This is a genomic window from Photobacterium sp. GB-50 (assembly GCF_003026755.1).
In the GTDB taxonomy this organism is placed as follows: domain Bacteria; phylum Pseudomonadota; class Gammaproteobacteria; order Enterobacterales; family Vibrionaceae; genus Photobacterium.
The window spans coordinates 32570-57937 of the sequence record NZ_PYNX01000022.1 but is presented as its reverse complement, the minus strand read 5'-3'; the positions used below and the strand labels follow the sequence as shown (position 1 = coordinate 57937).

Genomic DNA, 25368 nt, shown 5'->3' with positions numbered 1-25368 from the left:
TCTGCTCTTTATTGTTATGGTGCTAATCGATCAATTGTCCATTCTTCATTATTATCGTGATATAAAAAACGATCATGTAAACGATGTTCGCCACCTTGCCAAAATTCAATCGAATTGAATTTAACGCGAAAGCCTCCCCAAAAGGTAGGTACAGGTACCTCTCCTGCTAGAAATTTTTGTTTCAATTCAAAATATTTCCCTTCCAATGCTTGTCTTGCTGTTAAGCGTTGGCTTTGTTTACTCGCCCATGCTGCAACTTGGCTTTCTTTTGGACGAGAAGAAAAATAGCTTAGCACTTCACGCTTTGATAACGCTTCAACATGTCCGGTAATATGTACTTGTCTTTCCAACATATGCCATGGGAAATGCAAGCTGATTTTATTATTAATGGCTAGTTGCTGAGCTTTACGACTACCAAGGTTGGTATAAAATACAAAGCCATGCTCATCAAAGTGTTTTAGTAAAACAATACGTTGAAAAGGTTGTCCAGAAGCATCGACGGTAGCAACCGTCATTGCAGTGGGATCAGGTAACTGTGCTTCTACTGCTTGCTTTAACCATCGTTCAAATAAGACGAGTGGATCACTCGGTAAATCATCTCGTCGTAGACCTCCTTTGGCATACTCCCTGCGAATATCGGACAACTCCATCTTTATCTCCATAAAGTATAAATAATTTATTCTCTACAATATTGTGACTTCCTTTTGGAAGCAAACACTATTTTCTTATGAATATTAGTCTTGTTTGCAAAAACAAATAGACACATCTATCGAATTTCAACAATAAATAACAAAGAGTACAGTTGCAAGATGCGACTTTTGATAAATTAGACTAATACAAAATCAATGATTTAGTCAGCATAAGATATCTCTCTTTTACTGTTTATGTTGGGCTAGTACTCTACTTTGGTGCTCAGACTATGACACTCTTTAAACGACAAATAATAAGTATTACAACACTCATGTGTTCTATACTTGGCATTTCTGCAGGTACGCAGTTGTATACTGGCTATCATGTAATTAGTGATCAGCATATAGCGACAGCTCATGAAGATATAAATCGTGCGCTTACTACATTACCGGATAAATTATCAATTATTGACAGTTTAATAATTTCACGACAGCAAGAAGAACAACTTGTTGATACGCTAAATTATTTATTTCCTGCACAACAATATAACCACGCATCGTTGTTACTTGCCGATTCAACACCTTTGATACGAATAGATAATAACCGTGATATCACTAATGTTCCACAATGGTTTCAATCTTTAATTAAGATCCCAGAACATATTGAAAAAAGAATAATAAATAATGACAATTTTGATGTCGGTATCCTAGCCCTGAGCGCGTCATCCCGCTGGGCATATACAAAATATTGGCAGTTATTTAGTAACACCCTTATTTCACATTTATTACTCATGCTTCTTGGTGGCTGCGCGATTTACTTTATTAGTAAAAAGCATTTCACATCGTTACGCACGCTAACCAACCGTGCGTATAACATAGATAATCTCAATCAAGCACCTTTAGCATTGCCTGATGAATCAGATATTAAAACAATAGTAAGAGCTTTTAATAAGCTTAGTTATCAATTAGATGTCAACTTTAAGAGTCAAGCAAACGAAGCCGTAAAACTGCGAGAACAAGCTTATCTTGATCCTATCTCTGGTTTAGGCAATCGAAGTTTCTTTATCCATCAAATTAGCTCTTGGTTGGATGAATCACATAAAGGTGGATTAGCACTAATCCAAACAACGCTAATCAGTGATTATTATGAGCAGGAAGGCTATCAAGCGGGTGATAAACTGATAAAGCAAATCGCAGCACGTTTGAATGATGTCATTAATTATAATTACACCACGATAGCACGCTTATCTCGTGATGAATTCGCCATTCTTATTCCTAACCTATCTTCTGAAAAGTTAGAATTGCTTGGAAAAATGGTGCTTAAAATATTTGATGATATCGTTAATAATTCAAATTTAGTTAGCCCATCAACCACAGATATTGGATTGGTTTATAACGAAGCGCAAATTACGCCAAGCCAATTATTAACCCAATTAGATAACGCATTAACACAAGCAAAGCTTACTCCTCATAAATCCATTGCTTTAATAAAAGATCCTAATAGCCATAACAGCTTAGGAAAACAACAGTGGAAACAATTACTGGAGCAAGCGATAAATGAAGATTTATTTCAATATAAATTTCAGCCTGCAACATTAGAAAATAAAAGTGTTTACCATTATGAGGTTTTCACCGCGATACAAAAAGATAAGAACTTTTATTCAGCTGGTCAGTTTTTAGGTGCTATAGAAGATTTGAAGATCGGCAGTTGGTTTGATCGACATGTCATCGTAACCATAGTTAACCGACTTAATGCCGATAGAACAATAGGTCCATTTGCAATAAACATCACTAACAGCAGTATTGGCGATCCGAGTTTTACTCGCTGGTTAGATAAACTATTGAGTAATAATACGCAGATAGCCTCTCGACTATTTTTTGAATTACAAGAAATCAGTTGTATCAGAAACACTGATGCGACAAGCCTGTTGTGCAGTATTATAAAACGCTACCACTTTGGCGTGGGAATAGATAACTATGGACGTCATTTTCAATCATTAAATTACTTAAAAGAAATCAATCCTGATTACGTCAAGATCGACTACGCATATACTTATCAATTAAATGACCAAACAAAATCAAATGTATTATCTTCTATATGTCGAACCGCACATAGTTTAGATATTAAGGCTATTGCAACTCGCGTTGAAACAGAAACACAGTTAGAACGGTTATCTGATTTATTCGTAAGTGGTTATCAAGGCTTTATTACTGAAAAATACACACAGTTAGAATCGGCGTAGGTCATTTACACTGTAAATATTATTTCCCCCGAAAACCAGTACCTTTGTACTGGTTTTTTTATTTCTATTTATTATCTAACTGATTCAACTTATAGGATGCAAATCGTTATCACAGCTTTTAATTTCAAGAAAGCAAGGTGAAGGTTCTGCCTTATTTTAATCACTCTAATCACGGTTTGAATTGGACAACGGCAAATAAGTGCACTTTCAAGTCCCAACCTATCAATGCTTTAATTGTTACCCCTTCTTTTATCGTCTTATCGATTTTCACAATATAATTCATTCTCGAAAAATCATACGAGTAAGAACTGGTTCTTCATTTACAGTGTAAATATAGCACTTCAACTTTAGCATCTAGCATCTAGCATCTAGCATCTAGCAAATATTAATAAACAATTAACCATCATTCATTGTATTTACAGTGTAAATACTCGTCATCAATTTAAATATTTACACTGTAAATTACATACACATTAGATTGCATATGTAGTTTACAGTTAGGACATACATTATCACCCAACCTTTCAATTAAATAAGTGAGTATCAGCTACCTCTTCCAAACGCCACAAATTAATATAAAAATATTTTTCGACCGAAGAAATAAAAAGCATCATTCTACGATAAAAAGAAAATATTCCAGGCAAGTTCTGTAGAGGCGCTTAGAAGTAAGAAGTAAGAAGTAAGAAGTAAGAAGTAAGAAGTAAGAAGTAAGAAGTAAGAAAAGAATAAACGGGTAATTTACAGTGTAAAGTGAATATCCAATTTACACTGTAAATAAAAGAGAGAAACAATTTACACTGTAAACAGTACTCCCAAAATCGAAGCCATCACTAGATAAGATTCTCGCTGACAAATTGGCGAAGAATGCTTTCTGCTTGTTTTCGTCCAGTATATTTGAACGTAGAGATAACATCAGTCCAAGCTTGGCGCTGCATCACTTTTGCGATTACAAAAAACAATTCTTCATTTCGAGTACAATCATCACTTAGTAAATAAGATGATAACCTTGTTTCAATACTTGCAACCACATAATCATATCCTAACGCCCCCAAACAAAAGCCTTTAAGTTGAGACTGAATAAAGGGTTCAGGAAGTTGATAATCAATTGGATGAGTCTTCCCATTTCTATATAAACGAAGAAATAATTCAGGTGCCAGTTGTTGAAACTGTTCTACTCTTTGAGCGCAAAAACTCGCAGAAAATAAAAGAGCAGCATCATTGAACCAAGAATCATAGCAGTAAGGATTGAATACCTTAACGCAGAGTAATGAATGAAGCCCACTGGCCGCATCTCTATTTATGCCTAAACGAATAGGAGTAAAACCTGCGTTATGCCAAAAATTTACTAGTTCATCAGAAGCACCAAAACTTGTACCAATATAGTCAACGCGGCACGACAAAGCGTACTTCTCAGCACGAGATAATAACTGATGACCGATCCCCTGACGATGAAGTGCCGGTAAAACAGCAATACGTAATATTCGATAACAAGACTGTTTCGCTGCCGCTTTTAAACCTAGGTGTGCTGCGATAGATTGCGCTAATAAATGCCCTTTGATTCTTCGCTGTCCAAGCATAACCGCTTGCGCTAAATCCTCATCAAACGCGCCTTCTTTGACGAGCAAACAACAACCAATCACGTGTTGTTCCGTACGGGCGACGAGTAGGTGTTGGCTAGCATCATCAAGAAGTTGTTGAACATCATTGGGAGAGGTTTGGTAGTGGGCATGAATTAATAGACCAACTATTTGAGACAATAAATTTTTATTGGCAACAAGCTCTGACTTAGTAACGCGTTCATAAGAAATGGTCGCATCAGATAATGTCTCTATTGTTGGGTACTCTGCATTAAGCAGTAATGCATTGAAAACCCACTGCTCTAACGGATCGTTGACTTGCCAACGAATAGGTTGCTCAATATGAAGCGCTTTCCACTGCGGCATTTTTTTATTGAGGGCTTGCTTAAATTTAATTTCAAAACCACGCCCTGTCCCTTCATAACCATGAATCGTCGTGGCAAAGACTAACCGATTATGTCTATTCAATAGCGCGATCAAGGTATCACCAGGAATCGCTGCAGCTTCATCGACAAGAATAAAATCATAATTATCTGCAACATCACAAATAACATCTTGCGCAATAAAATGTAGCTCACTCCCTTGGCATAATAAGCGATGAGGGTGAGTGGTATCAGCGTCAACCAAGCGTTGCTGGGCATGCGAAAAAACGGTAGATGCACAAGAAAAAGAAGGAGACGTCACCGCAATTTTCATTTTACGCGTTAGCATTAATTCGGCAGCAGCAATACCTAACGATGACGATTTACCTCGCCCTCTATCAGCCGATAAAACTAACGGGCGCTTCCTATGACCAACAGCAACTTTGATAATGGCATCTACCGCAAGCTCTTGTTGTTGCGATAAGCAAAACCGAGGAGCACTAGAGATAAAATCAACACTATTAGGTGACTGGTGAATCCAAGGTTTAAATATCGGAATAGGCGTATCTTGGCATAACGTAATCACATCAGGATCTGCACACAATAATGATAGCCGCTTCATAAATGGAGAAATATTAGCATCGCTTTTCCATCCAAGAGGTAAGAGTAATAACATTACCCCACCCCCTTTTATTGTGCCGGACAACGCACCAATAACATTCGCATCAATACCGTGATGAGCGTTAATTGCAATACAATCTGTTTCTTGTCCCAACCACTTTTTCGCTGTTTTAAAAGGACAATGAAGCATAGAGTCAGGCGCATTATCACCCGCCCAAAGCATCGCTGAATAGTGTTCAGAAAATACTTGCGTGATCTGAGTTGACCAGCAAAGATCACCTTCAACAATAACAAGTCGACGGCAATTAGCTGCAAGAGAGTCCCCATGAAGCTTAGAAATAAACGTAGGAAGAAGTGATAACATACAATAACCTGAACAACATGATTGCTGAGATCATAACATGTGAAACAAAATTGAGATGAAAAAAAACCACGCTAGAGTGCGTGGTTTTAATAAGAATTGATTATTTCAGATAATCATTTAAATAATCAAGAATGTCACTGACTTGGCGATCGCTCATTTTTTTCAAACGTAACTGTAACTTATCACCATCGCGGGTATAACTTACTTTACCTTTAATAAGCTCTTGAGAACTTGGTTTTTCAACAACAGCTTTTGGCTGAAGTGCATCACCCATCTCTTCAAGTTTAACCGTCACTTCGCGAGTAATACGGCTGATCCCTTGTGCTTTGATTGTTTTCCAAAGTGCCGTATTTTCTGCACTTAGCTCTTCAATCATCTTTTTCTGTTGTTCAGCGTCTAAGCCAAAAAACACACGGTGAAGTTTAACTATCGTAGGACGGCCAAGTTCGCCAACGCTAGGATAAGCCATCAGCAATTCCATCGGTAAACTTGCCGCTTTTAAAGCGCCACTCACCAGGGCTTCACTGCATTGTAAATAACGCGCTAACTCTTTTTGATCCGCAACTTTTCCACTATCAAGGAGATGTTGCATCTCTTTACCACGCTCAAATAAACTTAACGGTTTATGAGCGTTAGCGACGTCAGATAAAAATTTAGCGTGTTCAGTATTAATGCCTTTAGCAACATAAATTAAGAAATCTTTATGAGCTAAAATACAAGACATTCGACGGCGGCTACCGTCTAAAACTTCAATACGACCATCATCTAACCAACGACCAACAGCGGGATATTGCTGTCCACGATCTTTCAATGTCGATAATATATCAGCGAGTGCATGCTCATTTAAAAATGCTTGTTCACGTGCATTCTCAGCAAAAACAGTGGTTTTAGTACTGACATCATCTGCATTAATTTTGATTAATTCAAACGCAACTGTTTCTTCACCCGCTACCGCTAATTCTATTACAGCAGCTTTATCGCGCGCAGCTGTTTGTGCTTCTGTTACATTAGTCGCGCGACGTTTGTCCGCTTTACCGAACAGACGAGCATTAAGATCAGTTGTTTTAATAGCCATCTGTTAGTTACTCCTCGTTAAGATTTGCCCAGTGGCTATGCATAACGCGTTCTAGTTCTAAACCAACGCGTTGAATAGCCTCTTGGGCGGTTGAAAGGGTCTTTTTACCCCCTTCAAACTCTGCTGCCGTTAAATCAAATACCGTACTATAGGTATCAGCACAAGTTTCAAATGCACGGCTACGTGGCACTGTTGCCATCATAACTTGATCACGAAGCAGGTAATTCATTTCAGTTAACACAGAAACTTGCTTCTTATTATCGTCTTCAAACATTGTCGGCATTAAACGAATAAATTCTAAACCATGCCAATCTTCAGGGAACATCTCGTAAACAGTCGGTAAATGCTGGAAAAAGTTAACAGTAGATGCCCAGTCAAGACGTTTTGCAGCACAAGGAATGATTAACGCATTAGATGCATACATTGCATTCCATACCAGTGGGTCAATGTGAGGACCCGTATCAATCATAATAATGTCGAACTCATCTGCAATTGGATCAATGACTTTTTCTTTGAGTAAACGAACAATATCAAGGTCTTGATTTACTGCAAGATCTTGCCATGCATCAGCATTAAACATCGCATCTTCAGGGAAGGCCGCTATCGTTTTAAGGTTAGGATATTGGGTTGGCATAACCACATTATCTTTTAAGAAATCTTTATCCATTTCAACGCCATCAGGTACGTTATCAAGCATAACGTCAACAGCGGAATAAATCGTTTCTTGTTTTCCCACACTTATAAGAGGGTTTAAAAACAGACGTAATGAACCCTGTGGATCAAGGTCGATAAGACAAATACGATAGCGTTTATCTAAATCTAATGCTAAACAAGCAGCGATATGAACCGCTGTCATTGATTTACCCGTACCACCTTTCTGATTCTGAACATTAACAACCCAAGGTTTACGGCCAGCTCCTTCTCTCTCATGAAAAGCCGGTTTTTTTGCCGCTTTCATCAGCTTATGGGCTTCTTCTAATGTAATAGAGTAGTGATTAGCATTATTTTTCGTAAATTGATGACCATCAGCCTCCATACGAGAAATTGCATCATCAAGTTTACGTCTTGTTAACCCTGAGCGTGTTTCCATTAAAGCCTTAGACATCGGAGGGAATAGCTCCTCACGACGCTCTTCTAAAACAATCTCAATTCGGTCCGCTTGTACTTGTTTTGTTTGCTCTGCAATGTTGAGCAAATTTTGGATCGTCTGTTCCCTATTCATTATCACTCTTCGCCATGATGATAGACTGAGCAATATTGTACAACAAACACAGAACATAACAATAAAAAGCTGAACAATCAGTGTGATATTAATCTAAAGTCAAAAAGCTTTATGTTTGATAAAAGCAGATATGAGATAAATATTTGAACATTTTATGACGTTAACTATGTGATTAACTACTCGAAATAAGAGACAGATTTAAAATGTTACAGCGTCACAACTTTACAATGTAAATTGATTTTAGCTAGCTATTTACAGAAGCATGAGAAAAACAAGCTAAGTTACGGGAGATGTTATTTCAATTTCAGATACAGCTAAAATTAGACAAATAACGATAAGATCTAACACTATGATGAAATTGAATAATTTCATAGCTATTTCATTAAAAAAATTATGAAATAGCAAATAAAGCCAGATCTCATCACCTAAAAGTCGAAATAGAGCGAACAAAATCTTGATCATTGTTCCGAGAAAATAGCTGCGATCACGAAACGATGATCAAGTGCTCTAACGGCAATATAAATCAGAACTTCAATCGATTATAAGATCAAATTTTCAGGAAAAATGATCAAGGTAAAAGGGAGGCGCTAGCGCCTTACAACAATAGTTACGGAAGCATGATCGAAAGGTGATAAGTTACGGTGAATGTAGGTTCAATAAGGGTTTAGCACACAAAACCTCCCTTAGAAGGTGTCCAAAAGGTCAATATTGAATAAATAGTACAGATATTTGAAATGCAGATTCATTTACTTGATCATTTTTCCTAATATTAAACGACAAAATAGGCACTTCTTTAGCAACATAACGAATCAATGTAATATGGATTAATCGTTATGGTCGCGGTAATTACTTTTTATCCGAATTTAAAAAGTGAATAGAATTTAAACAAAATGGCTCGAACGGCACTTACATGATCATTGTTCCGACTAAAAACACCTTAATAAATGACTTTTACAGCGTGAAATTAAAGATCAATCAATACAGATAAAGGATTACTGTGGATAACCCTGTGAATAAGCATTGAATCTATTATGATCATGCTTTCAATTGAATGTTGATCATCGTTTCAGAATCAAGATGATCATGCTTCCTATGTTATGATGATCATGTTTTCAATCAACTGTTGATCACACTTCCGATAAAACCATGATCATTGTTCCGTAACGTCACTATTTTATCTTCTTTTAAAACAAAATGTTACATTGTAAAATAGAACCAGATCATTAGATCAGTTAATCAAATAGATCAGAATTAATCATAAAGATCAGTATTAAAAATCTTTAAATAAAAAACTTTATTTATTGATCTTTTTCTATTAATCTTTGCGGAAAGATGATGAATCTACGGCCAATGACAAATGAAACAACCTCGTAATAGTGAAAATGCCCCAATTGAAAAAATATTGATCGAAGCCCCTAGATCGCACAAAGATGGTCATTTATTTTTGATCCATTCAAATCTTGTCGATTGGCTTCCGCAATATCAACATTTCAAAGGGGTCACCAAAAGTATTATTGAATTGCTCAATATTATTTCGCTACGTGGTTTATCAAGCAAAGATGGTTATGTATCAACAACTGAACTTGTTGAAGCAACGGAAGGTCAATTAACGCGAGCGGCAATTCAGCAACGTTTACGTGCAGCTGTGAGTGTTGGTTTATTTAATCAGCAGCCTGTAAGGTTCGAAGAAGGCTTAGCCGGTAAAACCATGCTGCATCACTTCATCAATCCATCTTTGCTGATCTCTCAATTGGGCACGGGGAGTTTACAATCAGACCAATTTAAAGAAAAAGAAAAACAAAAACGTTCAAAAGCATTAGCACAAAATCATGTTAATCGACGCTTACTGACAGAACATGGTTTAGGCACCCCACCTAGTATGCCTGATGAAGCTGATCAAATTGTGGTTTCACCAACCAGCTGGGCAGGGATCATTGATCAAGCGTTAGCGCCACCGAGAACTAAAAAAAGTTATCAAAAATCAATGGTTGCGATCAGTGGTACGAAAGCGATCATTGAGACACGATCATCAAAGTCGATCATGACGGTGGATGATCTCATGACACTGTTTGCGTTGTTTACCCTAACGGTTCAGTACCATGATCACCATATCGCTGATTATGAAATTCAAGCGCGATCGATGGTAAATAAGACGCCAGTCTATATCACTGATATTTTGGCTCTACGAGGCAAAAAAGACAGTGGCCCGGCACGCGATTCTATTCGAGAAAGTATTGATCGTATTGAATTTACTGATTTTCAATTACACGAACTCACTGGTCGTTGGCTAAGTGAAAATATGCCTGAAGGGTTTAAGAGTGATCGTTTTCGTTTTATTGCTAGAACGATCACGGCTTCAGAAGAAGCGCCTCAAGAAGGGGAAGATGGTGAGATCAGGATCAAACCTAATTTGTATATTTTGGTGTGGGAACCGTCATTTTTTGATGAACTATTAACACGCGATTATTTTTTCTTGTTTCCACCTGAAATTTTACGTCAGCATACGCTTGTGTTTCAGTTGTATACTTTTTTCCGTAGTCGCATGTCTCGTCGTGTCAATGACTCTATGCTTTTAAGTGATTTAAATCAAAAGCTTGCTAGAAATATTGAATGGCGACGTTTTTCTTCTGATCTTATTCGAGAATTGAAAAAATTAGCTGAAGGAAAAGTAACAGAAACGATATTTGCGGTGAATTTATGGGGATACCATTTAACGATCAGTGCTGAAGAGCCTGATAAACGTTACACAGATTATCGTATTGATATTAAATGTGATGCTGATGAAGTGATCCGATATTCACGTGCTAAAACGACCAATGAAGGTAAGCGTACGATGGCACCAACAATGCCAAACCCGTTACGTAATGAGATCATGCCAAAGCAAGAATTAGAACAATTATCCGCCATTATTGATGGTGAGTTTGAACCGATTCAGCGAAAGGCACCGCGTCCGAAAGGCCGATTAGGGCGTCGTATTAAGTTGCGTAAGCATCTTGTTGAGATTAATGCAGATGAATTAACGATTGTGTTATCTAAATATACCTCACCAGAAGCGCTCCAGCGAAGCATAACGGCTTTATCTGCAATGACTGGTCATCCATCATCAGTTATTACTGAAGAGTGCCACGGATACTTAGAGAAGCTAGATTGGTTATATGTTTCTGGTCAAAAAGTCAGTTATGAAACTTTAAGTCGTACCGTTGAGTTATATAACAGTCGCCAAGACGAACGTCATTTATCGATTGAACGTTTAATTTCAGGCTTAGCTGTTAGACGAAAAGTCTGTCAACTTGTCCATGAAGGCCATATTAATGAGCAGGTTTTAAAAGCACTTGATGATGTCGCCAAAGGCATTTAAAGCTGTTGCGTTAGAAAGAAAAAGAGCGTTTTGTACGCTCTTTTTTCATTTTATTAACGGAATATTTAGTATTTAGTGTATTTTATTAAGCGATTCGTAGTTTTAGTGAATATTTTAACGATGAGAGGAACTCGTTGGTTAAAATATTTTCATTGTGATAGCGCTAAATGATTGGGAACTTCATGGTGTTGAAAAAGCATAGAATAATAAAAACCGTATTATTTATGGCACTCAGTGTACAGTCTCTTACAGTGTATGCGAGTGTAGATGAACGTCCCAAACTGAATCGAGAACGGATTGGACTTGTTCTTAGCGGTGGTGGTGCAAAAGGAGCTGCTCACATCGGCGTACTGGAAGTACTAGAAGAAAACCGCATTCCTGTTGATATCGTAACCGGTACCAGTATGGGCGCTTATGTTGGCGGTATGTACGCCATGGGGTTAAGTGCTAAAGAAGTAAAACGTCGTACCTTTGGTGTTAAATGGGAAGAAGGTTACCTCGATCGTGCTAGTCGTAACGATCTTACGTTACGTAGAAAGCAGCAAAGTGATAGATATCAATTACATACTGATATTGGTCTCGACCTGAATGGTGAATTTAAATCGCGTTCAGGCGCATTTCAAGGTCAAGGATTTGCTAAAATTCTACGAGATGTGACTGATAACCTTCCTGCTTTAAAATCTTTTGATCAGCTCGCAATCCCGTATCGAAGTGTAGCTACCGATATTGCTAAAGTGAAACCTGTTATATTAAGTTCAGGTCATTTAGCGACAGCAATGCAAGCATCAATGACAGTACCAGGGGCGTTAAAGCCGGTTCACTTAAATGGGAAACTATTGGTTGATGGTGGTGTTGTTAACAATATGCCTGTTAATGTGGCCAAAGTGCTTGGTGCTGATGCCATTATTGCGGTTGATTTACGTGATAATTTAATGCCAAGTAAAGATCTTGATAGTGCGTTGAATATTGTTTCGCAGTTAACGACTTATATGACCAATGCGAGTGCTGATCTGCAAAAAAGTCTCATGGCCGAAGGTGATGTATATCTCCAGCCTGATGTGTCATTTATGACTGCCGCTGATTTTGATCAAATGAAAAAAGCATATTTAGCGGGAAGGAAAGTGGCAACGGCTTCGCTACCAAAATTACTTCGTTATCAATTATCAGATCACGATTATCAAGCTTATATTAAACAAAAACAAAATCGTCGAAGCCAATTAACCGCAGCTTCTGCTTATTACATTGATAAGATAAAAATAAAGAATAATACCCGTTTACCTGAAAAAACCTTATTGTCTCAGTTGGATTTAAAAACTGGTCGAGTAATTTCTAATGAAGAATTAGAGCAAGCAGTTAAACGACTACAAAGTGAAGATGTTTATGGTCGAATTACTTACCAAATTAAGCAAGAAAACGGCGAAAACGTGCTTGATATGGATATTAATGAAAAATCATGGGGACCGGGGTATTTAAACTTTACCTTGGCGTTCGAAGATGATTTTGTCAATCGTTCAAACTTCTCTTTTGGTGCTCAATATCTATATACCGATCTCACTGATAAAGGGGGAGAGTGGCTAACAGAGTTCTCATTAGGTAGTTGGAAAAATATCAATACTGAATTTTATTTCCCACTCGATTATAAACAGCAATTTTTTACAGAAATTGGTGCTGGTGCAAGTAACGAGGTAAGGAAATTCAATCGTCCTACTATTAATTATGTCGATGGGAATAGTGATGATCGGTTTAATATCGAAACTGAATATCGACATGTTAATGGTTATGCTGCTATTGGTTGGAATTTAAAATCATCAGCAGAAGCAGTTCTTGGATACAGTGTTCAAAAAGGCTCTATCACGGTCCTTTCAAAACGAGATAAAGAGAATTATTTCGTGCACGGCCCTTATATAAACTTAATTTATGATGACTTAGATAGTTTCTATTTTCCGTCAAAAGGTCTATATGCGAATGCAACCACGGGTTATAACCAAACAACCAGTGAGTATAAAGATAAGGGTGAAGTAAATGGCAATACCACTTTTTATAACTTATCGATTAAAAAACCGTTTACTTATGATCGACATACCTTGGTGTTAAATGCGAAAACGGCTGGATCTGATTCAGACGAAATATTACCGATATTTGTTCAGGCGTTAGGTGGCTTATTTAATTTATCTGGTTATCACCGTTACGAGTTAAATGGCCGTTACAGTGCATTTACTAGCATTGTCTATCGTTATCGTGTCATGGATAATAACTTTGGCGCATTTAAATTACCTGTTTATGTGGGAGGGTCTTTAGAGCATGGGGGAGTTTGGGCTAAATCTTCAGAAATGTCTTGGGGCTCGGCAGTGACTGCAGGCAGTGTTTATGTTGCTGTTGACTCTATTATAGGTCCTGTTTACTTGAGTTATGGTCAAGCAGAAGACGGCAATAACTCGTTCTACCTTTCTCTTGGCTCTTCGTGGTAATCAATAAAGCAAGGTTAAGTAAATTTACTTAACCTTGCTTATTTTAATTTTGAATATGTTGTGTATTTACATTGTTATGACAAATATATCTACGTATATGGCAAAATAATTACCGATATAACCTTTGTCTTATCGTACTAAGGATTAATTATTTAAGAAGGATCTTGAATTATAATCACTTTTGTATTGTATATTACGTTTGCGAGCATCTTGCTCGCTTTTTTTTTAACTAATATTTTATTTAATTACTTGTTATATTTATCCTATTTTTAACATTTCAATGGTACTTATTTATTAAGTATTTTCTTTCTTTTAAACAAGACAAATAAAAAATAAACCGTTTCTATAATCACAAAGTTAATTTGTATTCGCAAAGTAAACTGAGATAAATAGAGGCTTGCTCATGAAAATTATCCGAGTGTTTATATGGCTCGCAATGCTAATAAGTATTGTGAGTTGTAATGGTAGCAGTGAAGATACAGTAGCACCCAGTAGTGATAGTAAAACTGTAGTCATTGATTTTACTCCTGAATTCACTGCATTTCGTATGGCTATCCCCTCCACAAAAAATGAACAAATAGGAAAAAATACTTCATCACCAATCTTATTAGTGGGGACTTTACAAGCAACGAATACAGCTACGAATGCTGTCGATGAGTTCGATTGGAAAGCGTATCTACATCTTGATACGTTTAAAGTGGAATCGGAAACAACGGTTGGCTTAACACCGGGTAATTATGATCTTATGCTTGATATTGAGCATGATGGACAAAAATATCATGGTGAAGCGAACACCAATATTGTCGATGGTAATTCCCCTATTGCGATGAATTTAACCCCTGTATTAGGCAAACTTGATATTGACGTTTCTGTTAATCCTGAAATGGCTAAAGTCTTTTTTAAAGTCGATCCTAACGAATTAAATTTATTAGGTTTAGGAACCCCTATTGTTGGTATTGGGCTTGATAATAATCAAGAAATGAAGTTTTTAATCAACAAAAATTCAGCGCAATCTGATCTTTTTTTTAATATCCAATATGGTAGCTATTTCGTTGATATTAATTTCTACAATGACACTGAAAAAGTGGGACATTTAGATATACCAAACCAAGTATTAAATATTGATCAAAATACTGCTATTGCGAATTATGATGTGGTTCCATTGATGGGGGTCAGCGTCATTACATTTAATGAGCAAGGAGAGACTACAGATATCACGGTTAAAATTCCTAACTCGATTATTACCCATGTTCAGCAATTATCAGATCTTAATACTGAGCTTAAGCTATTAGATCCTAACAATATGATAGTGTTTGATGATCAAGTGATATTTACCCAAGATCCAAATACACCTGATAGTTACATCGCAACGCTACCGATGAATTTGAATTTTGCTCAAACACAGATCCATGGTTTGTTTTTAACATTAAAATTTTTCGATACCGCGGATAATCCGACTGTTGCATTTGCAAGTTGTACTTCAGAGAGTTTTCATTTAGAGCACAATGATAAAACCTTAGGCTGTCAGGTGACGTTTAACGATACAACGATTGATGTTGTAACGGCACTTAATGCCCATTTTGTGGTGAATGTTTATGATGTCAACGGTAACCCTGTTAAAGATGCTCAAATCTTTATTGATGATGCAGCAACTCCTATTGGTGTAACTGGGGAAGATCCGTCGACCAGTGATGGTGCGCTGGTATTCAATACATCTATAGGTGAACACGATATTAAGGCTAAAGCGATTGGTTATGTCGCTGAAAAAGTCGTTAATGCTGCACCTCTAAGCATCAATAATGTTGATTTATATTTAATGATCCCTGAATCACCACCAGCAGATGCTGTTGAATCAAGAAACTATGATACGCGGGTATCTTTAACTGAAAATATCAATATTTTACCCAGTACAGAGCAAATAAACCTTGCTAATGACATGATGGTAAGAATACCGCCGGTGAAAATTGATTATGAAAAACGCACAGGTGTAGCGCGTGTTCTTTATAATCAGACAGGCTATTTGACTGATGCTGATCCAAGTAAAACCACAGAGCAAGTGGTGATGGATTTTCTTGAAGATAATCGACGATTATTACATTTATCACCTACCGATATTGCCAATGTAGAGCAACAAGTTTATGAAACTGCAGCGACAGGTGCGAAGCGTTTTTACTTACAACAAAAAATCCATGGGCGTGATGTCTTTAATGCTTTGCTACAAGTAAATGTGAATCGTGATGGTCGTATCTTAAGTGTGAATAACACCTTCTCACCACATATTGATCAAGTGATTTTGAGTAAGCAACCACCCACCATAACGATTAAGCAAGCGATCATTAATGCGGCTGAAAAAGTAGGGATCAAGGTTCGCCACCAGCCAACCATTGAAAATGAAGATCTTGGCGCAGATGATCAAGCAACAAAAGTTAATGCCGCCAGTGCTTCAAGAGAGCCGATTGACGCTAAATTAGTTTACATGCCAGTCAAAAATGATGAACTACGTTTGGCATGGTCTTTCTTACTCTTTACTCATGATCAACGTCATGTCTATCAAATGTTGGTTGATGCCAATAGTGGTGAACTTCTCGCTTACTTTGATCAGGTTGATGAGCACAGCTATGAAGTGTTTCAATATCCTGTTGAATCACCGAATCATGCAACACCTGTTAACGCTCGACAAATTGAAGTTAATCCGGCGGCAAGTCCCGGTTCACCATGGGGATGGCATGATATAAATGCCACCATTGGCAATGAATATACCATCATGCGAGGTAACAATGTTCATGCGTATAATGATTCAAATAATTCAGGTTCACCAACAGGAGTCGAGCCTGATTGTTTGGCGGGTATAAGTTGTGTCTTCCCACTGGATTTTACTCTACCACCACAAGACAACAGCGATGCGGCTGTAGCAAACTTATTCCACTGGAATAACATTATTCACGATATCACCTATCTATATGGCTTTGATCAAGCTTCAGGGAATTTCCAAGTCAATCAATATGGAGCACCCGGTGCTGGTGGCGATGATGTTAAAGCCGAAGCGCAAGATGGCGGGGGAATGAATAATGCTAACTTCTGGACGCCTGCTGATGGTACACGCCCTCGAATGCAAATGTACCTATGGTCATATACCACTCCACAGCGTGACGGTGATTTTGATAATGCGATTATTGTCCATGAGTATGCTCACGGTATTTCAAATCGTTTAGTCGGTGGCCCTGCCAATGTAAATTGTTTAAGTAATTACCAACGACCATCAGAAGGGATCAGTGATCTTTATGCCTTAATGATGACTCAACCAGCTGGGCTCACAGGGGCCGATCCTCGTGCGATGGGGACCTATGTATTAGGTCAACCAACCTCGGGTGCAGGTATACGTCCGCAACGTTACAGTACTGATTCAACGATAAATAATTATACTTATGAAAGTATTACCTCAGGTATGTCAGTACCTCATGGGGTCGGCTCTGTATGGGCACAAGCGGCATGGGAAGTGTACTGGGCATTGGTTGATGAACATGGTTTTGATATTAACTTGTATAATTCATTAGGGGGAAGCGGTAACCAACGTGCCATGTTGTATTTCACCGAAGGGTTGAAAAATACCATTTGTTCACCAAGCTTTATTGATACACGCGACGGTATTATCCAAGCTGCTATCGATAACTATTCGGGTGAAGATGTGTGCTTAATCTGGCGTACGTTTGCAGGCTTTGGACTTGGTGTTGATGCAATATCACCAAGTAGTAATAGTTTAAATGTTACTAATGGCTTTGGTATTCCAAGCTCATGTGACGAGACTGCTGATGTGTGGGTTGAAGATACCCATTATGATTACTTTGGTCCTGCACCTGATACGGGCAATGAGCCTGATGCCAATATGGTTGGTAAATCGATGTGGCGCAGTAAAGCGATTTGGAACCGTGTGGTTGCAGGTAGCCCAGGTCCGCATCAAAATCCAGAGTTTGGCCAGAAAAATGAAATTTACGTTAATGTGAAAAATCGTGGTGCAGCAACGGCCTTTAATACCACTGTTGAAGTGTATTGGGCACATGCATCTACTGGATTAACGTGGCCTGCGGATTGGACATTGCTGGGTACTGATACCATCGGCACTCTACCCGTGGGGGCTGATGTAGAAGCGACAGTTGCTTGGGAGCCACCAACAACGGGACATTATTGTTTAGTGGCACGATTAATTAACCCACAAGATCCAATGAGCTTCCCTGAAACAGCGAGCATTAACTATAACACCCGTCAGAACAATAATATTGCATGGCGGAATATGAATGTGGTTGATTTATTGATTAATCAGCAGCAAAAAATATCGTTTATTGCTAGAGGGATCGAGACGAATAATCAACAGATTGTTTTGCAAATAGGTCATGATGAACAGCAACGCTTCTTAGTTGATGGTGGTAAATTAGCGATTAATTTGCTTGAGTTTACAGGCGTTGATGAATGGCAAGAGATCACTCAATTACCCTTTATTATTCGTAATTTACAAACCCCAACAGGTAATGCTAATGAAGCAAATGTGCAATTACGCTTTAGCGCCGATCCTATGCCTATTACAGACAAAGAAAGTGCACTTTACCATCTTGATGTGATGCAGTTAGGTACAACAGCGACGGGGAGTAATGAAGAAATTGGTGGTGTATCGTATGAAATTATTACGCGTACTCACTTAACTGATACGGATAACGATCAGAAACCTGATATCCAAGATGATGATGATGATGATGATCAAGTCCCTGATGAGTTAGATGCTTATCCACTCGATGAATTACGTCATTAATTGTTAATAAGTGACACATTTAAGCCTCGCTATTTAGCGGGGCTTTCTTTTGTTGGTTAAATCGTATGTTTACTCTTAGCGTCTATAATGACTCTTAAATTATCAAATACCTGTATCAAAACATGTCTAATGACGAGTAGATGGTAATTAACTGTAACAGTGAATAAATAGCGAAAAGGGAGTGCTTGCTGCGTCAATCGTATCTTAATACTATCGCGAAAATTCAAGTTACTGACAACGTGTGATGGCATTTTTTAAATTAAAAATTACGCATGGACTTTCTCATTACCCTGATATTATTACCACAACGCGGGATCCACAGCGCGCTTTACAATTTTTAAAGTACGATGTATCACCGTATTCGCGTGGTTTTACTAAAATCGTGATCGTGGATAACAAGCAATATGTGAAAAATTTAGCGAATAATGCCACTGCTGAATTTCAATCTGATTATATCCACGATGGTGAATGCAGTGTATTTACTCTACTGAGTAGTAAAATTCTATTTGCTCGTTGGAATCGTAAGTAATTTAATATCAGTAATATGGATGCGAGCAGTAACAATATAGACAATTATATTTTCGGTGGCATCGCCTCATCACCTAAGCGCTGACGATATTGATCGGGTGTACTGCCTGATTGCTTTTTAAACGCAGTAATAAAGGGAGATGCCTGATGATAGCCCAGTGTTAATGCAATCTCTTTTACTGATAAACCACTACGCAGTAAATGTAGTGAGTAGATAAACTTTCGTCGTTGTCTCCATTCGGTAAAGTTCATCCCAAGTTTATCTTTGAAGTGACGGGCAAGGGTACGCTCTGTCGTATGAAGCATTTTTGCCCATTCCGCTAAACTGCGATTATTGGTTGGGTTTTTTTCAAGTTCAATCAATATTGTTTGTAGGAGCTTATCATCACTTGTTGGTAAGTATTGATGGTGTTCTTTACTCATTAATACCTGATCAAACAACACCTTCACTAAGCGTTTATCTTGCGGGGTTTCAGGGCTAACAATCCGGCGCTCGCGTAAATCACTCACCATGGCTTGCATTAATGGGCTGACTTCCAATAAACAGGCATAATTCGGCAACGCATTAGCGAGTGGCTTGGTAATGTTCATTGAACAATAATTTAAACTACGACGAATATAACTTTGATGCTCCATTGCTGGTGGTACCCATAATGCAAACTGGGGAGGGGCAAGAAAGTGTTTACTCTCCGCTTTTAATTCAATGATCCCTCCACTGATTAGTTGCAATTGTCCCCACGGATGAGCATGTTTCATTGTTCCTGTATTTGGCAGAAAAATCGTATGACCAAAAAAGATATCACCGGGTGGATTATTATCATCAAATAAAGGTTGGTATACGTTTTTCATTGAACTTTAGCTGTCATATGATGTGATAAGAATAGTATACGCAGGTTTTAGGTTATTGATCTACTTTGATAACTTATGGGTACCAGTCGATACCGCAAGTTTGTAGTGCTTTAAGGTAATCATGGGCTAAAGGGTAGCGGCCTACGGTTAATCCATGCAATGGAGTTTGAAATATTCGATATTCTAAAAACTCACCTGTTAGCATTTGATTAAATAAAGATTTAGCAGCATCACCTGTGGCAACGGTATAAGGCGATCTTGAAGCCAACGCTTTTGCCGTTACAGTGCTAAAACTGTGTTGTAATTCATCACGCTGATGCATGTTCATATGACTTAAGTAATGATCGTATCCTATTAGAATATGAGGTGTAATATCCATTTGTTGTTGAAGGTAATAGGGCATATCACGTTGCTTGATTAGCCAACGATAATGACTATCTACCTGTAATTGGATATCGCCAACGGGCAAGGGGTTTTGATCTGGGCTGTGCATGCCGACTCTTACCTGATCATGAACCATATCAACAATAGGATAATAGCTGCTATCCGTTTGCATTGGAGAGATTGCGCGTACACGACAAACAGGCTCACCTGTGAGTTCATCAATAACCGTGATGGCTTGCCATTGAGCGGGATAGAGCGCAACACAGCCCGAACAAAAAAAGATAACAGCAATAAGTATTATATAGAATGGCATATAACATCCTTGTGTATCTCAATAGCGCTTAAAAAGCGCGATAACTGATTTTAGTATATGCAAGCTTTACACATTGTGTTTAATCCCTTGCGAGAAGAGAAGATATGTAAAGCGCGGTATTGCTTGAAAAATAAACGTCGAAATGGATTACAAATGGCGATATTGTTACCTTTATTAACACTCTGATTATTTGTTAATCGAGTGGTGTTTTTTCTTAAAATTAGGCTTTACAGATTTTAAATCTATCGGTAATATTCGCCGCACTTACGGAGAGATGGCTGAGTGGTTGAAAGCACCGGTCTTGAAAACCGGCATACGTTTATAGCGTATCTAGGGTTCAAATCCCTATCTCTCCGCCATATTCTAGAGATTCGATTTATCGGGTTTCATAAAGAATTGGAGCGGTAGTTCAGTTGGTTAGAATACCGGCCTGTCACGCCGGGGGTCGCGGGTTCGAGTCCCGTCCGCTCCGCCAACATTTAGATTTAACGGTTACGTTAAATAGACGAAATTATAGTGCCGACTTAGCTCAGTAGGTAGAGCAACTGACTTGTAATCAGTAGGTCACCAGTTCGACTCCGGTAGTCGGCACCATTAAATTTCGGTGGGGTTCCCGAGTGGCCAAAGGGAGCAGATTGTAAATCTGCCGGCACTGCCTTCGAAGGTTCGAATCCTTCCCCCACCACCATTATAATTCCTCCTTAGTTCAGTCGGTAGAACGGCGGACTGTTAATCCGTATGTCGCTGGTTCAAGTCCAGCAGGAGGAGCCAAATAAAAAAGCCCGCAAGTAATTGCGGGCTTTTTTACATTTGAAATCTAGGCTTTTGTTAATTACTCATTGGGTGATAAAGGTCTATTAACTATTCTTAACTCACTGACGTAACCATACAAAGGATTATGCAATTTACTGTTAGAACACGATGATCCCACAATCCAAGCGGCATCTTCTTTGATTTTCTTATCAACTGATATGTAATCCAGTATTAAAAACGGTATAAACTAAAGGGCAAAATGTACGTTGTTGATCGGTACTTACAGATAGTGTGAGCTTAATTATTTCGCTGTATGTTTTTCTCTATTAACGCCATAGAATAGGTTTCTCTCATCTCTTAACGGATGAAGCAGTTAACACAAAATGGTATTATTAACGGCTGTTTTGCCTGTGACACTTGGATAACTAATGAATTTTGACCGTATTGTGTGTTTCGATCTCGAAATGTGTTGTTGGAATGATGGCCGCACATCTAGAACCGGTGAAATCATCGAAATTGGTGTGGCAGAGCTTGATCTCAACACCGGAAAAATTGTTCGTCGGGCACAACATTATGTGCGTCCTACAAAAGATGAAATCTCACCGTTTTGTACTGAACTAACGGGCATCAAACCTGAGGTCGTTGAAAAAAATGGCAAGCCGCTTTCTGTGATATTAAAATCGATCGAACAAAAGTTTGGTGGTCGACATAAGATCTATGCAGCGTGGGGACATGATGATCGTATTTTGAAAAAGGAATGTTTAGCTAAAGAGCTCAAAGTCCCTTTTCGTGAATATTTAAATCTTGCCACTTTATTTAAATTACAGCGTCATGTGACGAATAAACGATTAGGTCAACGTGCCGCAATGGAAATTGCTGGTGTTGAATGGGAAGGGCGTCAGCATTCGGGTTATGTCGATGCGTATAACCTTGCGCGTTTAGCGGCAACCATGTTCTGTGAAAAAGACACAGATTCAACACAGGAATAGTGTTACTTCCAATCGATTTGTTTAGTAAAGCCGACTGATAGAGTCGGCTTTTTTATGTGTATGATGTAATTCGTGCGATGAAAATGCTGTTGTTTATATTTTGTGATTCGGTGCCAATACTTGAGGAGATAGTTGGATAACTAAAATATTAATATTAGTTTGTAGCAAGGGATTAAGTGTTTAAACAGCAAAATATAATGCGTTATGTATACTGACAAAAGCCGCTCATTAAAAGGTAACTTTTATGTCACAGAATACGTTTATTTTGCATTCCGCTTATCCTCCATCAGGCGATCAACCTGAAGCTTTAGCGCGATTAATCGGTAATATTCAAGACGGTGTTACACACCAAACACTGCAAGGGGTTACCGGATCTGGGAAAACTTTCACGATGGCAAATATGATCCATCGTCTTCAGCGTCCTACCTTAATATTGGCTCATAACAAGACGCTTGCCGCACAACTTTATAGTGAAATGAAACGTTTCTTTCCTGAAAATGCTGTCGAGTATTTTGTCTCTTATTACGATTACTACCAACCTGAAGTGTATATTCCTGGTAGCGATCGCTTTATTCGTAAAGATTCTGCAGTGAATCAACAATTGGAACGATTACGTTTATCGACCACCAAATCGTTGATAGAACGTAAAGACGTGATTGTCGTGGCATCGGTATCTGCTATTTATGGCTTAGGCGATCCAGCTCAATATCGCGCGGTACAAATTCCGTTATCAGTGGGTATGACCATCGAAAGGGAAGACTTTATTCAACGTCTTGTCGCGCTACAATATAGCCGTTGTGAGCGAACGATTGAACGAGCAACTTTCCGTGTCCATGGTGAAATATTTGATATCTATCCAGCAGATTCAGAATCAAAAGCAATACGTGTGGTGATGTTTGATGACACCATTGAGCAACTACAATGGCTTGACCCTATTACAGGGAAAGTGTTGGGCGACATTGAGCATTATTTTGTTTCTCCAAAAACCTTGTATGCCGCTTCAAAAGACAAGTTACTGAAAGCCAGCATTGAAATTCAAAAAGAATTAGAAATGCGTGTCGCTGAATTAAATAATGAAAATCGTATTGTGGAAGCGGCAAGGCTGTATGAGCGCACGACACATGATATAGAAATGATGCAGCAGCTTGGATATTGTTCAGGATTAGAAAACTACTCATGTTATTTAAACGATCGCGATCCTAGCTTGCCACCGACGACCTTATTAGATTATTTACCGGAAGATGGCTTACTGTTTATTGATGAATCCCATGTGATGATCCCGCAGATTTCTGCAATGTATCGCAGTGATGTGAGTCGTAAAGAGACATTAATTGATTATGGCTTTCGGTTGCCATCAGCGAAGAACAATCGACCTTTAATGTTTAAAGAATTTGAGCAAATAAAACCACAAACCGTATTTGTATCAGCTACCCCCGGTGAGTACGAACTCAAAAAATCTCAGCAGCATGTTATAGAACAAATCATTCGCCCGACAGGCTTGCTTGATCCTATTGTTGAAGTGCGTCCTTTAGCGACTCAAACTGACGATCTATTAAAAGAAATATCAGAACGTACGCAAAAAGATGAACGCGTATTGGTGACGACATTAACGAAAAAAAGTGCAGAGGCATTGTATGAGTTAATGGTAGAACAAGGTATTAAGGTCAGTTATATTCATTCAGAAGTAAAAACCGAGCAACGGGTTGAAATTATAGATGATTTACGTGCAGGTAAATTTGATGTGCTTATTGGGATAAACCTGTTACGAGAAGGGTTAGATATTCCAGAGGCCTCATTGGTCGCAGTGTTAAATGCCGATCATGCGGGATTTTTGCGTTCAACACAGGCGCTGATTCAAATCATTGGTCGTGCAGCCCGTAACGCAAACGGTAAAGCGATTTTATATGCTGATAAAATGACGCCTGCAATGCAGCAAGCGATGAAGGAATCACAACAACGCCGAGAGCGTCAGGTGGAATATAATAAAGCGCATAATATTACACCAGCCTCCTCTCAACGTAAAAAAGCAAGGATAGATAATAATGAGCCCGCACAACATAGTGTTGAGTTCTGCTCTAATCTATCAGAGTTATGCCAGCAAATTACGACAACAGAAAAAGAACTATTGGTGGCTTGTGATACGAATGATGAAATACACGTTGGTATTTTTAGAGAAAAGCTCAATGAGTTATATCGTCAGTTCATATTTATGTAAAAAGGATACTAATTGACATCTAATTAAGGTCGTAATGACTCGGCCTTAATTACTCACAATCAACCTAACTATATTCATCTGTTATATTCTTATTGAATAAGATAAGTATGACTTTAATTAAAAATAAGGAACAATACTGAATTATTGCAATATATTTTTGTTAACAAGATAAGTGAATTTTATTGTAAGTTTATCTCATTGATGAATTTACGTTTTATTTGTGTTGTTTAGTGGTTTTGTTTTTGTGTTGTGATTGTAATTACATTAAGTTTTGATATACTCCGCCCGATTTTTATAGAAAATAAACGGTATAAAAATTCTAAAGTTGAATAGATAAAAGCAGTCATCATTTTGGTGAATACTCCTCCAGCTATATTGGCCTTTTTACAACGTCGCGCGCGAATATCAGCGATGTATATTTTATATTGTGAGAAAGAGCGTATGTTCATTCTTAATATAAAAGATCTTAGTTTTATCAGTCATCGTGCTGGAAAATCATATGCTACGATAGAAAATAGAATTTAAGTGTATTCATTTTATAAGAATGAATCTGGGGCGTAATTGCTTCCTTTAGTTTGTTATAAAGAGTTGTTATGGTGCTATACAACGCAATAAAT

The 25368-nt window shown here is 38.1% G+C and carries 13 protein-coding genes and 5 tRNA genes; 12 read left to right on the top strand and 6 right to left on the bottom strand.

Annotated features, from left to right (window positions below; all coding sequences use genetic code 11):
* Positions 1-14: 14 nt before the first annotated feature.
* Positions 15-650 carry a pyridoxamine 5'-phosphate oxidase gene (gene pdxH, locus C9J41_RS19110; protein ID WP_107208290.1) on the bottom strand — a complete coding sequence of 212 codons (636 nt, stop codon included), beginning with the start codon at positions 648-650 and terminating at the stop codon, positions 15-17.
* Between the two features lie 269 nt (positions 651-919).
* Here pdxH and C9J41_RS19105 point away from each other — a divergent pair, with 269 nt between their 5' ends.
* Positions 920-2872: an EAL domain-containing protein gene (locus tag C9J41_RS19105; protein WP_233217825.1), complete on the top strand. Its 1953-nt coding sequence runs from the start codon at positions 920-922 to the stop codon at positions 2870-2872.
* 830 nt (positions 2873-3702) lie between these two features.
* Here C9J41_RS19105 and C9J41_RS19100 read toward each other — a convergent pair.
* The 3 genes from C9J41_RS19100 to C9J41_RS19090 form a co-directional block, all read right to left on the bottom strand.
* Positions 3703-5796 carry a tRNA(Met) cytidine acetyltransferase TmcA gene (locus C9J41_RS19100; protein ID WP_107294900.1) on the bottom strand — a complete coding sequence of 698 codons (2094 nt, stop codon included), beginning with the start codon at positions 5794-5796 and terminating at the stop codon, positions 3703-3705.
* Between the two features lie 100 nt (positions 5797-5896).
* On the bottom strand, positions 5897-6871 hold the full coding sequence (locus tag C9J41_RS19095) for a ParB/RepB/Spo0J family partition protein (RefSeq protein WP_045085007.1): 975 nt from the start codon (positions 6869-6871) through the stop codon (positions 5897-5899).
* Positions 6872-6878: 7 nt separating this feature from the next.
* Positions 6879-8093: an AAA family ATPase gene (locus C9J41_RS19090; RefSeq protein ID WP_045085008.1), complete on the bottom strand. Its 1215-nt coding sequence runs from the start codon at positions 8091-8093 to the stop codon at positions 6879-6881.
* 1357 nt (positions 8094-9450) lie between these two features.
* On the opposite strand from C9J41_RS19090, the gene C9J41_RS19080 reads away from it, so the two are divergent.
* The 4 genes from C9J41_RS19080 to C9J41_RS19065 all read left to right on the top strand — a co-directional run bounded on the left by C9J41_RS19080 (position 9451) and on the right by C9J41_RS19065 (position 19249).
* Positions 9451-11451 (top strand): replication initiator protein RctB domain-containing protein, encoded by a 2001-nt coding sequence (locus tag C9J41_RS19080; protein WP_107208293.1) that lies wholly within the window; start codon positions 9451-9453, stop codon positions 11449-11451.
* Between the two features lie 167 nt (positions 11452-11618).
* A complete protein-coding gene (locus tag C9J41_RS19075; RefSeq protein ID WP_107261950.1) occupies positions 11619-13919 on the top strand; it encodes a patatin-like phospholipase family protein in 2301 nt (766 codons plus the stop codon).
* 403 nt (positions 13920-14322) lie between these two features.
* Positions 14323-18720 (top strand): M36 family metallopeptidase, encoded by a 4398-nt coding sequence (locus C9J41_RS19070; protein ID WP_107294899.1) that lies wholly within the window; start codon positions 14323-14325, stop codon positions 18718-18720.
* Positions 18721-18964: 244 nt separating this feature from the next.
* Positions 18965-19249, top strand: a complete 285-nt coding sequence (locus tag C9J41_RS19065; protein WP_105061657.1) for a hypothetical protein — start codon at positions 18965-18967, stop codon at positions 19247-19249.
* A 44-nt stretch (positions 19250-19293) separates the two neighbouring features.
* Here the strand turns inward: C9J41_RS19065 and C9J41_RS19060 are convergent, their stop codons facing one another.
* Both C9J41_RS19060 and C9J41_RS19055 read right to left on the bottom strand, forming a co-directional pair.
* Positions 19294-20097: a helix-turn-helix transcriptional regulator gene (locus C9J41_RS19060; RefSeq protein WP_105061658.1), complete on the bottom strand. Its 804-nt coding sequence runs from the start codon at positions 20095-20097 to the stop codon at positions 19294-19296.
* A gap of 73 nt (positions 20098-20170) precedes the next feature.
* On the bottom strand, positions 20171-20794 hold the full coding sequence (locus C9J41_RS19055; RefSeq protein WP_107208296.1) for a hypothetical protein: 624 nt from the start codon (positions 20792-20794) through the stop codon (positions 20171-20173).
* Between the two features lie 268 nt (positions 20795-21062).
* Here C9J41_RS19055 and C9J41_RS19050 point away from each other — a divergent pair.
* From C9J41_RS19050 to uvrB, 7 genes are all read left to right on the top strand, one after another.
* Positions 21063-21153 (top strand) — tRNA-Ser (locus C9J41_RS19050).
* Positions 21154-21192: 39 nt separating this feature from the next.
* Positions 21193-21269: transfer RNA gene (locus C9J41_RS19045), tRNA-Asp, on the top strand.
* A gap of 43 nt (positions 21270-21312) precedes the next feature.
* Positions 21313-21388: transfer RNA gene (locus C9J41_RS19040), tRNA-Thr, on the top strand.
* A 9-nt stretch (positions 21389-21397) separates the two neighbouring features.
* Positions 21398-21482: transfer RNA gene (locus tag C9J41_RS19035), tRNA-Tyr, on the top strand.
* Between the two features lie 7 nt (positions 21483-21489).
* Positions 21490-21565: transfer RNA gene (locus C9J41_RS19030), tRNA-Asn, on the top strand.
* Positions 21566-21975: 410 nt separating this feature from the next.
* Positions 21976-22536 (top strand): 3'-5' exonuclease, encoded by a 561-nt coding sequence (locus C9J41_RS19025; protein ID WP_107208297.1) that lies wholly within the window; start codon positions 21976-21978, stop codon positions 22534-22536.
* A gap of 244 nt (positions 22537-22780) precedes the next feature.
* Positions 22781-24751, top strand: a complete 1971-nt coding sequence (gene uvrB / locus C9J41_RS19020) for an excinuclease ABC subunit UvrB (RefSeq protein WP_107294898.1) — start codon at positions 22781-22783, stop codon at positions 24749-24751.
* Positions 24752-25368: the final 617 nt, after the last annotated feature.